This window comes from Polaribacter sargassicola (assembly GCF_021991835.1).
Classification (GTDB): domain Bacteria; phylum Bacteroidota; class Bacteroidia; order Flavobacteriales; family Flavobacteriaceae; genus Polaribacter; species Polaribacter sargassicola.
Genome location: NZ_JAHDAU010000002.1, coordinates 501,391 through 516,054, shown reverse-complemented (window position 1 = coordinate 516,054; position 14,664 = coordinate 501,391). Strand labels below are relative to the sequence as shown.

The 14,664-nt window shown below is 28.6% G+C and carries 11 protein-coding genes; 6 read left to right on the top strand and 5 right to left on the bottom strand.

Features of this window, described 5'->3' with window-relative positions:
• Positions 1-80: 80 nt before the first annotated feature.
• The 5 genes from KI686_RS05480 (at position 81) to KI686_RS05460 (ending at position 6,755) form a co-directional block, all read left to right on the top strand.
• Positions 81-770 carry a phosphoribosylanthranilate isomerase gene (locus KI686_RS05480; RefSeq protein WP_237588258.1) on the top strand — a complete coding sequence of 230 codons (690 nt, stop codon included), beginning with the start codon at positions 81-83 and terminating at the stop codon, positions 768-770.
• Position 771: 1 nt separating this feature from the next.
• Positions 772-1,956, top strand: a complete 1,185-nt coding sequence (gene trpB, locus KI686_RS05475; protein WP_237588257.1) for a tryptophan synthase subunit beta — start codon at positions 772-774, stop codon at positions 1,954-1,956.
• Complete coding sequence (locus tag KI686_RS05470; RefSeq protein ID WP_237588256.1) at positions 1,956-2,747, top strand: DUF3050 domain-containing protein; 792 nt, start codon at positions 1,956-1,958, stop codon at positions 2,745-2,747. Before trpB ends, KI686_RS05470 begins: the two co-directional genes overlap by 1 nt.
• Complete coding sequence (gene trpA / locus KI686_RS05465) at positions 2,744-3,508, top strand: tryptophan synthase subunit alpha (protein WP_237588255.1); 765 nt, start codon at positions 2,744-2,746, stop codon at positions 3,506-3,508. Before KI686_RS05470 ends, trpA begins: the two co-directional genes overlap by 4 nt.
• 88 nt (positions 3,509-3,596) lie before the next feature.
• A complete protein-coding gene (locus tag KI686_RS05460; RefSeq protein ID WP_237588254.1) occupies positions 3,597-6,755 on the top strand; it encodes a S41 family peptidase in 3,159 nt (1,052 codons plus the stop codon).
• 75 nt (positions 6,756-6,830) lie between these two features.
• Here KI686_RS05460 and KI686_RS16825 read toward each other — a convergent pair whose 3' ends face one another.
• A complete protein-coding gene (locus KI686_RS16825; RefSeq protein WP_306665743.1) occupies positions 6,831-7,664 on the bottom strand; it encodes an FKBP-type peptidyl-prolyl cis-trans isomerase in 834 nt (277 codons plus the stop codon).
• Positions 7,665-7,829: 165 nt separating this feature from the next.
• On the opposite strand from KI686_RS16825, the gene KI686_RS05445 reads away from it, so the two are divergent.
• Positions 7,830-10,046: an FUSC family protein gene (locus KI686_RS05445; protein WP_237588253.1), complete on the top strand. Its 2,217-nt coding sequence runs from the start codon at positions 7,830-7,832 to the stop codon at positions 10,044-10,046.
• 21 nt (positions 10,047-10,067) lie between these two features.
• On the opposite strand, the gene KI686_RS05440 is transcribed toward KI686_RS05445, so the two are convergent.
• The 4 genes from KI686_RS05440 to KI686_RS05425 form a co-directional block, all read right to left on the bottom strand.
• Positions 10,068-10,691: a TonB-dependent receptor plug domain-containing protein gene (locus tag KI686_RS05440; RefSeq protein ID WP_237588252.1), complete on the bottom strand. Its 624-nt coding sequence runs from the start codon at positions 10,689-10,691 to the stop codon at positions 10,068-10,070.
• Between the two features lie 90 nt (positions 10,692-10,781).
• Entirely contained in the window at positions 10,782-12,395 is a 1,614-nt protein-coding gene (locus KI686_RS05435; protein WP_237588251.1) for an amidohydrolase, read from the bottom strand.
• Positions 12,396-12,420: 25 nt separating this feature from the next.
• Entirely contained in the window at positions 12,421-13,854 is a 1,434-nt protein-coding gene (locus tag KI686_RS05430) for a M20/M25/M40 family metallo-hydrolase (RefSeq protein ID WP_237588250.1), read from the bottom strand.
• Positions 13,855-13,912: 58 nt separating this feature from the next.
• Positions 13,913-14,632, bottom strand: coding sequence for a hypothetical protein (locus KI686_RS05425; RefSeq protein ID WP_237588249.1), 720 nt, complete (start codon positions 14,630-14,632; stop codon positions 13,913-13,915).
• Between the last annotated feature and the right edge of the window lie 32 nt (positions 14,633-14,664).

Genomic DNA, 14,664 nt, shown 5'->3' with positions numbered 1-14,664 from the left:
AAGAACGAAAAATTTGTATCGAGAACAAAATTTCTTCTAAAGTCGAAAAACACTGCAAGTAACAACAATAAAATAAAAATATGAAGCTGAAAGTTTGCGGAATGAAATATGTAGAAAATATCCAACAAGTTGCAGATTTGCAACCAGATTATTTGGGCTTTATTTTCTATGAAAAATCAAAAAGAAATTTTGAAGGAATCATTCCAGAATTTTCAAATTCAATTAAAAAAACAGGTGTTTTTGTTAATGAATATAAGGAGATTGTAATTTCTTTAGTAGAAGAGTATAGATTAGAAGCTATTCAATTACATGGAGATGAGTCTGTAGCGTATATAAAAGAATTAAAACATCAGTTAGAGCGCAGTAGAGAACTAAAGATTGAAGAAAATAAAAGTATCAAAAAGAAAAAGAATCAGCATTATATTTCTAAAAATGAAATAGAAATTATTAAAGTTTTTGGCATTAAAGATGAGTTTAATTTTGATGTTTTAAAACCTTATTTAGATGTTGTAGACTTCTTTTTGTTTGATACAAAAGGTAAAGAACGAGGAGGTAACGGAACAAAATTTGATTGGTCTGTTTTAGAGAAATATCCTTTTGATAAACCATTCTTTTTAAGTGGCGGAATTGGTTTGGAAGATGTAGAAGAAGTTAAAAAAATAGTAAAATCAAATTTACCAATTTATGCATTAGATGTAAACAGTAAATTTGAAATTAAGCCAGGATTAAAAAATATTAATGAAGTAAAAAGTTTCAAGAATACATTATAATATGAAATCAAAATTTCACCCAGACAAAAATGGTTATTACGGGCAATTTGGTGGTGCATTTATACCAGAATTGTTATATCCAAATGTAAAAGAATTAGAAGATAATTATATTCAAATAATTGAGTCTAATGAATTTCAAGAAGAATACAAATCGTTATTAAAAGATTATGTAGGCCGTCCTAGTCCGTTATATTTAGCAAAACGTTTGTCAGAGAAATATGGAGCTTTTATTTACTTAAAAAGAGAAGATTTAAACCATACAGGGGCACATAAAGTAAACAATACAATTGGTCAAATTTTAGTTGCCAAAAAATTAGGTAAAACTAAAATTATAGCAGAAACAGGCGCAGGGCAACATGGTGTTGCTACAGCCACAGTTTGTGCTTTAATGGGCTTAGATTGTACTGTTTTTATGGGAGAAAAAGATATTGAGCGTCAAGCACCAAATGTTGCTAGAATGAAAATGTTAGGAGCAAAAGTTGTACCCGCAACAAGTGGTTCTAAAACATTAAAAGACGCTACAAACGAAGCAATAAGATACTGGATTCAGCATCCAGAAACCTTTTATTTAATAGGTTCTGTAGTTGGTCCGCATCCTTATCCAGATATGGTTGCACGTTTGCAAGCAGTAATTTCAGAAGAAATTAAATGGCAATTAAAAGAAAAAACAGGTAAAGAAAATCCGGATACAATTATAGCTTGTGTTGGTGGAGGTTCTAATGCAGCTGGTGCTTTTTACCATTATATGGATGACGAAGAAGTAGAGTTAATTGCGGTAGAAGCATCTGGTTTAGGTGTAAATTCTGGTGAAAGTGCAGCAACTTCTCAGTTAGGTGAAGTAGGAATTATACATGGCTCTAAAACCATTTTAATGCAAGATGAATACGGACAAATTGTAGAGCCTTATTCTATTTCTGCAGGTTTAGATTACCCTGGTGTTGGTCCTTTACATGCCTATTTATATGAAAGTAAAAGAGCTGTTTTTATGGATGCTACAGATAAAGAAGCATTAACTGCGGCGTATGAATTAACAAAAATAGAAGGAATTATTCCTGCTTTAGAAAGTGCGCATGCATTGGCTGTTTTACCAAAAATTACATTTAAAAAAGACCAAGTTGTAGTGGTAAATTTATCGGGTAGAGGTGATAAAGATTTAGAAACTTATATTAAACATTTAGAAGATTAATGAATTCTAAGATAACTTATATAGAAAACGAATTGACTTCTTTAAGAGAAGATTTAAAAAATCATGAATTATATAAACAATTAAATTCTATAGACGATATTAAAACGTTTATGGAAGCACATGTTTTTGCTGTTTGGGATTTTATGTCGCTTTTAAAAGCATTGCAAATAAACTTAACAACAGTTTCAATACCTTGGATACCAAAGAGAAACACAAACCTTGTGCGCTTTATAAATGAGATTACTTTAGCAGAAGAAAGTGATGTTAATAAAGACGGAGTTTTAAAAAGTCATTACGAAATGTATTTAGATGCAATGCAAGAAATGAGTGCAGATTGCTCTAAAATCGATAATTTTATTCAAGATATTTCTAATGGAAAAGACGTTGTAGAGTCTATAGAAAAACTATCAATAGATAAGGCAATTAAAGATTTTGTTATACATACTTTTAATGTAATTGATACAAATGAGAATCATAAAATTGCAGCTGCTTTTACATTTGGTAGAGAAGATATTATACCAGATATGTTTTTAAAAATTGTTGATGAAACCACATTAAAAAGTGATTTAAGTTTTGATAATTTTATTTATTATTTATACAGACATATAGAGTTAGATGGTGATGAACATGGACCTTTATCATTACAAATGATTGAAGAATTATGTGGTAATGATGATAAAAAATGGCAAGAAGTTTTAGAAGTTGCCAAAACCTCTTTACAAGTAAGAATAGATTTATGGACTGCTATTGAAGAAGCATTAAAAAGAAAAAAAGAACCCATTTTAGTATGAAAAAAATAGAAACAATCTTTAAAGAAAAGAAAAATTTATTATCTATTTATTTTACTTGCGGATATCCAAAATTAGAAGACACAACTAAAGTAATTTCTGAATTAGAAAAAAGTGGAGTAGATTTTATAGAAGTTGGTTTGCCATATTCAGATCCGTTAGCAGACGGACCAACAATACAAGATAGTAGCCAAAAAGCACTTGAAAACGGAATTAATTTAGATATCATTTTTGATCAATTAATGACAATTAAAGAAACCAATAAAACACCTTTAGTTTTAATGGGATATTTAAATCAGATGTTAAAATATGGCGAAGAAAAATTTTGCCAAAAAGTTGTAGATTGTGGAATTGATACTGTTATTCTTCCTGATTTACCAATGGTAGAGTTTGAAAATTATTACAAACCTTTGTTTGAGAAATATGGAATTACAAATGTGTTTTTGATAACGCCACATACATCAGACGAAAGAATTAGAAAAATAGATTCTTATTCTAAAGCATTTATTTATGTAGTTGCATCTGCATCTATTACAGGAGCAAAAGGCGATATTTCTAATCAACAAATTGCATACTTCGAAAGAATTAAAGGTATGAATTTAAAAAGCAATTTAATTGTTGGTTTTGGTATTTCTGATAAAGAAACCTTTGATACAGCTTGTAATTATGCAAACGGAGCAATTATAGGTTCTGCTTTTATTAAAAACTTAGGTGAAAATGGAGTTGATAAAATTAATGATTTTATTAAACCAATCCTTAGTTAAGGAAGTCTTAAAAAAGTCTTAAAGACTTTGTAAATAAAGAGTACCTAGTTAATAAAGTTTATTTTAGTCATTTAAAACTAAATGTAAAATGATTAAAAAAACTTTATTTTTTTTTGCAGTTATTTGTAGCTCTACACTTTTAATTGCTCAGAATAGCTTAACAAGACAACCCACTATAAGTCCAGATGCATCTAAAATTGCATTTGGTTATCAAGGTGATATTTGGGTATACAGCTTGTTAACAAACCAATCGAAAAGATTAACAATTCATCAGGCATACGAAAGTAATCCTATTTGGAATTCCGAAAGTAACCAACTACTATTTACCTCTAATAGAAAAGGTTATACTAATATTTTTAAGACAGATATTAACGGAGTTTTACCAACTCAACTAACGTATTATCCAACTACTGACACGCCTAGTTATTGGGGTGAAAATGGTAATATTATTTTTTCTAGTAATAGAATATTTAAAGGAACAGAAAGAGAAACATCTATTTACCAGGTAAATGAAAATGGTGAAACTCCTACTAGGTTTATGATAGCACTTGGTAGTCAGGCAGCAGTTTCTCCAAACGGAAAATTAGTTGCATTTGTAAAAGGTACTTGTAGAATATCTAGAGAAGATTATAATGGTCCTGCTCAAAGAGATATTTGGGTTTATAATTTACAAACAAAAGAATATTATCAAATTACAACAAGTAATAAAAATGACCATACACCACTTTGGGATGCCGATAATAACTTATATTATATAGGTGCAAAAAGTGGTAGATATAATATCTATAAGACTTCTTTAGATTCAAATGGAAGTAAAATTGTTTCAGAAAATCAATTAACAGATTTAAAAATTGATGGTGTTTTATCGTTTTCTGTTAGTAATAATGGTACTGTTGTTTATAACAGTGGTATAGATGTTTTTAAATTAGAAAAAGGAGTATCTAAAAAGATAGTATTAAAGGTAACATCAGACAATAGATTTAATTTAGAAGAAACAAAAACAGTTTCTGATGGTATTAAAAATATAAGTGTTTCTCCTGACGGAAAATTAATTGCGTTGAGTATTAATGGTGAAATTTTTGTAAAAGAAAATAATAAAGATAAAGTAAAAGGCGCAAATGTAAGTAATCATTCTTTTAGAGATGACAATCCTTTTTGGATAGATAATAATACTTTAGGTTTCTTATCTGATAGAAATGGTCAAAACGAATTGTACAAAGTAGAATCTACAGATAAAAATGTTAATTTAAGTAGAAGTCTAAAAACTAAAATAACACAATTAACAAAAAGTAAAATTGATGTTTTTGATCCAGTAATTTCTCCGGATAATCATAAAATTGCATACAGAATAGGTAGAGGTAAGTTGGTAATTGCAGATATTAAAGATACAAAATTAACAAATATTACAACATTTTCTGATACTTGGTCTTCTGCGGATGGAGTTTCTTGGAGTCCTGATAGTAAATACATTGCGTACTCTCAAAAAGATATCAATTTTGATAGTGAAATTTACATCCAATCTGTAGATAATCCAACTAAAAAAATAAATGTTTCTATGCATCCTAGATCAGATACATCACCTGTTTGGAGTCCTGATGGTAAAAAACTTTCTTTTGTGTCTAATAGAGCAGGAGATAGAGGAGGTATAAATTATGATTCTTGGATGGTTTGGTTAAAAAAATCTGATTGGGAAAAAACAACGGTAGATTTTAAAGAAGGAGATTACTATCAATCTAAAAAAGAAGATTCTAAAGAAGGTAAAGTAAAAGTTATTATAGATGAAGACCATATTTATGATAGATTAGTACAATTAACAAATTGGGCAGGTAACGAAAGAAATGGCGTTTTTAGTGCAGATAGTAAAAGTATTTACATTACTGCAATTAACCCTATAACAGGGCAAAACGGATATTTTAAAGTACCAGTTTCTAAAGGGAAAACTAAAGAGATAAAAGGTGTTTCTAGTGTTGGAAGTTATAATTTGCATAAAGAAACGTTGTATTATTCTTCTAGAGGAAAATTATATTCTCTTAACTTAAAATCAGATAAAGTAGCATCTTTTTCTCATTCGGTAACTTATACAACGAATATTAAAAAATTTAATGAACAGGTTTTTGAAGAAGGAGTAAGAGCTATTACAGCTGGTTTTTATGATCCAAATTTTCATGGTTATAATTGGGCTAATATTGTAAAAAGATATAGACCTTGGGTTTTAGAAGCAACAACAAAGCAAGATTATACTTTTATGTATAATAATATGTTAGGTCAATTAAATGCCAGTCATATGGGATATAGAGGTACAAATCCAGAAAAAGTTTCAAGAGATAATATTGGGTTATTAGGTTTAGCTGTTTCTAATACTAAAAAAGGGTTGCAAATAGATTATGTATTACCTAATTCTGTTGCAGATAAAACAAACGTTTCTCTAAAAAAAGGAGATATTATTGTAGCTGTAAACGGACAAAAAATAGCAAAAAACACCAACTTTTATAGCTTGTTAAAAAATACATCTGAAAATGAAATTTTATTGACTTTATTAGATAAAAAAGAGGTTGTGGTAAGAACATCGTCTACTAGAACAATTAGTAATTTAAAGTATGAAGAATGGGTTAACTCGCGTAAAAAATTAATTGATGAATATTCTAATGGTCAATTAGGTTATATACATATACAAGGAATGAACTTACCAAGTTTTGAACGATTTGAAAGAGAATTAAAAGCAAGTGGTTATGGTAAAAAAGGAATTGTAATTGATGTAAGAAATAACGGAGGAGGTTGGACAACCGATAGGTTATTAGCGGTACTTACTTACCAACAACATGCTTACACAATTCCTAGAGATGCAACAAACAACCTTAAAAAAGATAATAAAAAATATAAAAATAATTATCCTTTTAATGAAAGAGCTGTTTTATCTGTAAATACGAAGCCTTTAGTAACTTTAACAAATGAAAGTAGTTATTCTAATGCAGAAATTTTTGCACATGCTTTTAAAAGCTTAAAGCTAGGTAAATTAGTAGGGCAACCAACATTCGGAGCAGTAATATCTACAGGGAGTCATCGTTTAGAAGATGGGTCAATAAGAATGCCTTATAGAGCTTGGTATGTAAAAGAATCTGGCATGAATATGGAAAACGGGCCTGCAGTGCCAGATTATTTAGTGCAAAATAAACCAGGATGGAAAGAAAGAGGAGAAGATGATCAACTTAAAAAAGCGGTTGAGGTTTTATTAAAAGATATAAAATAGAAAATAAATATTCTTACAAATAAAAAAAGCGAAACTTATTAAGTTTCGCTTTTTTTATTTAATATTTAATAGGTTTTAATCGTTAACGCTCACTAAAGTTACGTCAAAAACTAAAACAGAAACACTTGGTATACTACCATATCCGTAAGTACCATATGCTAGATGATATGGGATTAATAAAATACCGTCTCCACCTTCTTTAAAAAGTTGCATGCCTTCTGTCCATCCTTCAATTACTTGATTTAAGTAAAAAGAAGTTCCGCTTACAGTGCTTTCATCAAAGACAGATCCATCTAAAAATGTACCTTTATAAGCTACAGTTACTAAAGAAGTACTAGTTGGTTTTGTACCAGTACCTTCATTGTTTATAACATAATACAAGCCAGAATCGGTTCTTGTAGCATCTAAATCATTATCATCAATATATTGTAAGATTGCAGCCTCATTTTCTGCAGCATAATCGGCAACATTAAGTGTAATCTCAAAAATTAAAGCAGATCCGCCAGGAATAGTACCAGAACTATTTCCATAATCTCCGTAAGCTAATTCAGAAGGGATAATTAATATACCATCACCACCTTCATTAAATAATTGAAGCCCTTCTTTAAACCCTTCTATAACACCAGATAAATCAAGGATAATTCCATCATTTTCATCAAAAACATTTCCATCTAAAAAATATCCTTTATAATTAATATTTACAGCAGAACTTTCTGTTGGATTATCGCCAGTACCTTCATTATTTATAACATAATATAAACCAGAATCAGTTTTTGTAGCGTTTAAATTATTGTCTGTAATATACTGTATAATATCTTGTTCTGTATCATTTCTATAAGAAGAGTCATTGTCTCCTACACAAGAAGTAAGAAAAATAATAGATAAAAAAAGGAATAAATATGGTTTCATTTTAAAGTGTATTTTTTGGTAATTTGTACAAATATACTTTGATTTATTTAAAAAAACCTTTTGGTAAAATTTTGTAGAGAGTTTTTTAATATTTATCTGTTTAAATATATTAAAAATATAAGCTTACCTATAAATACTTCTTAAATTTGTAGTATAAATAGTATTATGATTAAGAACTTAATTAGATACTTTAAAAGTATTGAGTTTTTTAAAGCTTTTTTAGTGGCCATAGCAATGGTGATACCTGTATTGTTGTCAATTTATTTTTTTGATAGTTTTAATATTGGATTTAGCTTTGCTTTAGGAACAATTTTTTGTGCGCCTTCTGATGTGCCAGGAAGTTTAAAACATAAGTTTTATGGTATTTTAGCATCAATAATTCTTTCCTTTTTTATCACTTTAATCATAGGATATTTTAGTAGTTATTTTTTTGTTTCAACTTTTTTATTAATCATTTTAACTTTTTCAATTTCTTATATTTCTGTTTTTGGTTTTAGAGCATCTTTAGTATCATTAGCAGGTTTAATAGCTTTGGTTTTGTCTTTTGCAAACCAAAGTACAGAGCTTTCTGTTTTTGAGCATTCTCTTTATATTTTATTAGGTGGTATTTGGTATTTAGCTTTAACTGTTTTAACACAATTAGCATTACCAAGTGTGCAAGTAGATAATTTGTTTGTAGATTTAATAGAAAAAACATCAAAATTTATAAAAATAAGAGGCGATTTATTGGTAGAAAATGAAGATAGGAGTTCTCTTTTAGAAAAGAATTTTAAGCTTCAGGTAGAAATAAATGAATTGCATGAAACTATAAGAGAAGTTATTTTAGAAAAAAGGTTGAGTTCTGGTTTTAGTAATAGAACAAGACGCCAGCAATTAATTTTTTCTAAGATTATAGAAATTTATGAGTTGGCCATATCTAATACAATAGATTATGATAAATTTGATGAGTTGTTTAAAGATCATCCAGAAAAAGTAGATGAATTTAAACTTTTAATTTTTGAAATTTCTAAAAGATTAAATCATATTTCTAAGGTTATTTTAAATGAAGAAAAACTTACGTTTGAAAACAATTTTAAGGTTTTAATTAAAAAAATAGAAAACCATATAGAAATTTATAAAGTAAGTATTGGGTTGCCAGAATCTAGAGAAGGAACCATTTTTTTGCTGAATTATAAAGAATATCAAGAAAAACAAATAAGCAATTTAGTTGATATTGTTAGAATATTAGATAGTTATTCTAGAAACGATAAAATTAGAGCAATAAAAGATGTAGAGCAGTTTCTTACACCACAAGATTACGACTTTAAAAAGTTAAAGGCTAATTTTAGTTTTAAGTCGCCCATGTTTCGCCATTCTCTACGTCTAACACTAACCATGTTAATTGGTTTTATTATTGGTAGTTTTATAGAAATGCAACAATCTTATTGGATTTTATTAACCATTGTTGTTATAATGAGGCCTAGTTATGGTTTAACCAAAGAAAGAACAAAAAGTAGAGTAATAGGTACTTTAATTGGGGCTGTTATTGCAGCGGCTATTGTACTTTTAACTCAAAACACAATTATTTATGCTTTAATAGCAGCCTTTTCTTTAATAATTGGTTTTTCTTTAGTAAAACAAAATTATAGAAACGGGGCCGCATTTATAACTGTTTATGTTATTTTTATGTATGCTTTAATTCATCCTAATATATTAACAGTTATAGAGTTTAGAGTTTTTGACACTTTAATAGGTTCTGTATTAGCATATATGGGTAATTACTTTTTTTGGCCTGTTTGGGAATCTAAAAACATCAAAGAATCTTTTTCTAATTCAATAGAAGCATTTGTGGTATTTTTAAAAGAAGTAGATATGTTTTATCATAAAAAAGGAGAAATACCAACTACTTATGGTTTGGCAAGAAAAGAAGCTTTTTTACAAGTTGGTAATTTAAATGCAGCTTATCAAAGATTGATTCAAGAACCAAAATCTAAACAACAAAATCTTTCTACAATTTATGAATTGATGACTATTTTTAATACATACTTGTCTTCTCTAACATCTTTAGGTATGTATATAAGAACTAATGAAACAAGTAAAGTGCCCGAACAATTTGAAATTTATGTAAAATATATTTTATCAAATTTAGAGAAAGCTAAAAATATTTTAAATAATAATGATTCTATAATTTCTTTAGAAAATAAAGAATTAGATATTGCTACAAAAGATTACGAAGAATATTTTAATGATTTAACTACCAAGAGAGATAAAGAAATTGAAGAAGGTGTACCTATTACAAAAGAAATGAGAGCTAGATTACACGAAACTCAATTAGTTTCTGAACAAATAAAGTGGTTGTTTAACTTATCTGAAAACTTAGTTAAAAACGTAAAAAAGATTTAGTTTTTTTATTACATTAAAATTTTACAAAGTAGTTACTTTTATAACTCCATTAGCTCCTCTAACACCATAAGTAGCAGTTTCTGGGCCTTTTAAAACAACAATAGATTTGATAGTTGTTGGTACAATTTGTCCAAAAATAGATTGATCAACTTGCGCACCATTTAATATAAATAATGGAGTTGTACTTCCGTTAATAGTATTATAACCTCTTATTGTAATATTTTCATCAGATACATTAACACCAGGTATTTTCCCTTCAAGATAGTCGTAAATGGTATTAAATTGCATTGCATTATCAATCTTGTTTTTAGGAACATTTACTAAATATGAATCGTTTCTTTTTTTAATAATAATGGTTATGTTACTCTCACCTTTGTAAGAAACTTTTTGAATACCAACTCTAGGAGAAAAAGCACTAATTATTTTAGGGGTATCTGTTGTTTTAATTTTAAAAATGCCTTTAGAGTTTGCTAATCTTTTTTGTTTAACATCATCAAAAAGAATTACAGCACCCGGTACTGGTTTATTTTTTTGATCTTTAATAGTTATAGTTATGTTTTTTGATTCTTTCTCATTTTGAGAAAATGTTTTTACAACAAAAAAAGTTACAAAGACTAATATTGATAGGTGTTTTATTTTTTTCATGATATATAAATTTCTGATTAGATTAGATTTAACTTAAAAAGAGATTAAAGTTAATTTTTTTTATGAGAAAACGAGATAAAAATATTGATTTTAAAAAACTTTTTCTCCATTTAAATAGGTTGTAATTGCCTTTGTATTCGGTATTTTAGCTCCGTCTACTTGCATAATATCTTGATTTAAAATTACAAAATCTGCAAATTTACCAACTTCTATAGAACCTTTTTCATCTTCTTCAAAATTAGAATAAGCTGCCCAAATAGTCATTCCTTTTAAAGTTTCTTCTCTAGTTAAGGCATTTTCCATTTGAAAACCATTTTCAGGATAATTGTTAACGTCTTTTCTAATTGTTGCGGCGTAAAAAGTTAAAAACGGATTTACTTGTTCTACAGGAAAATCTGTACCTAAAGCAATTTTACCATAGCTGTCTAATAAGTCTTTAAAAGCATAAGCACCTTTCATTCTTTTTTCTCCAATTCTGTCTTTAGCCCAATACATATCTGATGTAGCGTGTGTTGGTTGTACAGATGGAATGATATTATTAAATTTTGCAAAATCTTCTGGAGCAATAATTTGAGCATGTTCAATTCTCCAACGTCTATTTTTCTTACCTTTTAAAACCTCTGTGTAGGTTTTTGTTAACCAAGTATTTGCAGAGTCACCAATAGCATGTGTATTCATTTGAAAATCTGAATCTGCAATTTGTTTTGCAATTTCTTGATACCTTTCTGGTGTGTAAATTAATGCACCAAAATGATTATCTCTGTCTGAATAAGGTTTACGCATAGCAGCACCTCTAGAGCCTAAAGCTCCATCACCATAGACTTTAAAAGAACGCACATTTAGTCTGTCTGTTTTTATAAAACCTTTATTAATATAATAATCTATTTGATCTTGTTTATCACCAGAAATCATGGCATAAATTCGCATTTTTAAACTATTTGCTTGTTGTAAACTATCAATTAATTCAATAGTACTTCTATCTAAACCAGCATCATCAATCGTTGTTAATCCGTAAGAAAAAGAAATCTTTTCTGCATCTAATAAACCTTGAATAGCTTCTTGTTTTGTAGTTGCCGGAAATTTGATAAAATCCATAGCAGCATCAATTAAAACACCTGTAATTTCGCCATTTTTCTTGATAATTTCACCACCAGAAACTTTAGTGTCTTTAGTTATTTCTGTTAAATCTAAAGCAGCTTGATTTACTAATAAAGCATGTCCGTCAACTCTACCAATTGCAACAGGAGTTGTAGGGAATAATTCGTCTAATCTATCTTTAGTAGGAAATTCTTTAATTTCCCAATCATTTTGATCCCAACCACGTCCGGTAATAAAAGCTACATTTTTTTCTTTTTGAAAAGTAACGATTCTTTCTAAAACTTCCTCGTAACTTTTAGTACCATCTAAAGCAACTTTTTGTTGCTGTAAACCCATTCTAAAAAAATGACAATGAGCATCTATTAAACCAGGTAGAATAGTTTGGTTTTTAGCATCAATAATGTTTTCAGCTTCGTATTTTTCTTCAATTTCTTTGGATGTTCCTATGGCAATAAACTTACCATCTTTTATAGCAAATGCTTCTGTTTTATCAAAATTACTATTAACTGTATATGTGTTAGAATTGATAACAATTGTATCTACTTTTTCTTTACTACATGCAAAAAATAAGACAGATAAACTAAAAACTAATAAGTGTTTTTTCATTTTTATATTTTATAAAATACTGATTTTAAAGTTTTACAGGTGTATTACTGTATAAATATTTATCCATTAAATAAATTAAACTAGTCATAGATGCACTACCTAATTCTAGCTCACGTTTGTTAACTTTATCAAAAGTATCTGTACTCGTGTGGTGATAATCAAAATAACGTTGAGAATCTGGTCTGTAACCCACTAAAGTTACATTTTCTCCTTTTAAAGGACCTATATCTGCACCAGAACCACCTTTGTCTAAATCATGTAATCCGTAAGGAGATAACAATTTTTTCCAGCTTTGCAATAGTTTTGTGTTAACAGTATTTGCATCTATAGAAAAACCTCTAGGTGTATGACCACCAGCATCAGATTCTATACCTCCAATATGGTTTTCTTTGTTCAGTTTTGCTAATTCGGCATATTTTTTAGCCCCTCTGGTTCCGTTTTCTTCATTCATAAAAAATACAACTCTTAAAGTGTTTTTAGGTTTGATGTTGTTCTTTTTAAATAAGTAAGCAACTTCTAAAGATTGTACAATTCCTGTACCATCATCATGTGCACCTTCACCTAAATCCCAAGAATCTAAATGCCCACCAACAACAAAAATATTTTCTGGTGTTTCAGAACCTTTAATTTCTCCAACAACATTAAAAGAAGGAGCATCAGGTAAGTTTTCACAACTTTGTTTAAAGTAGAATTTTAAATTAGGATTTGCTTTTAAATCATCACTTAAAATATTTGCAGCTCTAGAGCTTATAGCGGCTGTAGGTATGTGTTTTTCTTCTGGTAAATCTCCATAACTCATGGTTCCTGTATGCGGATAATCATCTACAGCATTGGTCATAGAACGTACAATTACACCTTTTGCACCAAATTGACCACAAACTGCAGCTCCTTTTACACGTTGATCTACACAACCACCATAAGCTTTAAAAGTATTGATTAATGTATTATCGAAAGGGCGATTAAAAAAGACAATTTTCCCTTTCATTTTATCACCTAAAGCAGTAGCTTCCTCTAAGCTTTTTACCTCTATAACTTCTGCCAAAACACCTGTTTTAGGAGTTGCAACAGAAAAACCTAAAGCACAAATTGGTACGTTTTTTTGAACTCCGTTTGTGGTGTATGTAGCTATTTCTTTTTCGCCACGAACCCAATGTGGTACCATAACCGGTTGTAACCAAACAGAATCTAAACCAACTTCTTTCATTAATTTCTCTCCCCATTCTACCGCTTGTTGTGCTTCTGGAGAACCAGATAATCGTCCGCCAATATTCTGAGTTAAATCTCTTAACCATTCGTAAGATTTACTTTCTGTAAGTGCAGAGTTAAAAATGGTTTTAATTTGAGTAGAGTCTATTTTTTCTTCAGCAGAAAATTTAGTAGAATCAACTTTTACTTCTTGTTTTTGTGAGCAAGCAAAAAGGAGAAACGGAATAGATAAAGAAAGTAATGTTTTTTTCATTTTGAGTAAATTATTTGATTTTATAAATCTACAAAAATGAAATGGAAAACCTAAAGTGTTATAATTGATTTAACTTTTTCTCAGCTTCATTTAAAGTTAAGCGATGATTTTTAGCGTTTGATTTAGACATTGATTGTATTTCTGAGATAATTTCTGTTAAAATCTCTTTGGCTTCTGTTTTTTTATTAATTCTAGTTAAAAAGTTAGAGAGTTCTAATCTTTCATGATAATTAGAATATCTAACATCTACTTTTTTAAATTGAATTTCAGCTTCGTCTAAATTTCCTTTTTGTTCTAAAGCTATTGCATAAAAGTAAAGAGACTCTTTAAAGTCTTTGTCTAAGTTTATTTTATTTGCAATGTCAATTACTTTATCAAAATCTGCAATTTTAAAATAGCATTTCATCAATTTATTTAAGGTGTAAGGATCGCCTTTAAAATTAGATTCTAAAGCATCATTGTAAACTGATATCGCTTTTTGGTACTCTTTATTTATTAGATATGCATCTGCTAAATTTATTTTGTTTTGAAAAGTGTTAGAAAAATCTAATTCTTTTTCTAATTCTTTAATTTTTTTGGTTGGGTTTATAATTGTAGTAATTTCATCTGTAATATTGGTTACATCCTTTTTATTAATAACATTAGTAATTAAATAAATAATAGAACCCAAAACAGGAATAAAAAAGATAATAAAATACCAATAATAGCTACTGCCATTTTTATAAACATGGTAGATGCAAAATAATTGTAAGGCAATAGTTAGGTAATAAATTATCATACAATAAAGATATTAAAAATATAAAGTTTGAT

Excerpts from the sequence above, each read along its gene's own strand:
- KI686_RS05480 (WP_237588258.1), top strand. The coding sequence starts at position 81 with ATGAAGCTGAAAGTTTGCGGAATGAAATATGTAGAAAATATCCAACAA.
- trpB (WP_237588257.1), top strand. The coding sequence starts at position 772 with ATGAAATCAAAATTTCACCCAGACAAAAATGGTTATTACGGGCAATTT.
- KI686_RS05470 (WP_237588256.1), top strand. The coding sequence starts at position 1,956 with ATGAATTCTAAGATAACTTATATAGAAAACGAATTGACTTCTTTAAGA.
- trpA (WP_237588255.1), top strand. The coding sequence starts at position 2,744 with ATGAAAAAAATAGAAACAATCTTTAAAGAAAAGAAAAATTTATTATCT.
- KI686_RS05460 (WP_237588254.1), top strand. The coding sequence starts at position 3,597 with ATGATTAAAAAAACTTTATTTTTTTTTGCAGTTATTTGTAGCTCTACA.
- KI686_RS16825 (WP_306665743.1), bottom strand. The coding sequence starts at position 7,664 with ATGAAACCATATTTATTCCTTTTTTTATCTATTATTTTTCTTACTTCT.
- KI686_RS05445 (WP_237588253.1), top strand. The coding sequence starts at position 7,830 with ATGATTAAGAACTTAATTAGATACTTTAAAAGTATTGAGTTTTTTAAA.
- KI686_RS05440 (WP_237588252.1), bottom strand. The coding sequence starts at position 10,691 with ATGAAAAAAATAAAACACCTATCAATATTAGTCTTTGTAACTTTTTTT.
- KI686_RS05435 (WP_237588251.1), bottom strand. The coding sequence starts at position 12,395 with ATGAAAAAACACTTATTAGTTTTTAGTTTATCTGTCTTATTTTTTGCA.
- KI686_RS05430 (WP_237588250.1), bottom strand. The coding sequence starts at position 13,854 with ATGAAAAAAACATTACTTTCTTTATCTATTCCGTTTCTCCTTTTTGCT.
- KI686_RS05425 (WP_237588249.1), bottom strand. The coding sequence starts at position 14,632 with ATGATAATTTATTACCTAACTATTGCCTTACAATTATTTTGCATCTAC.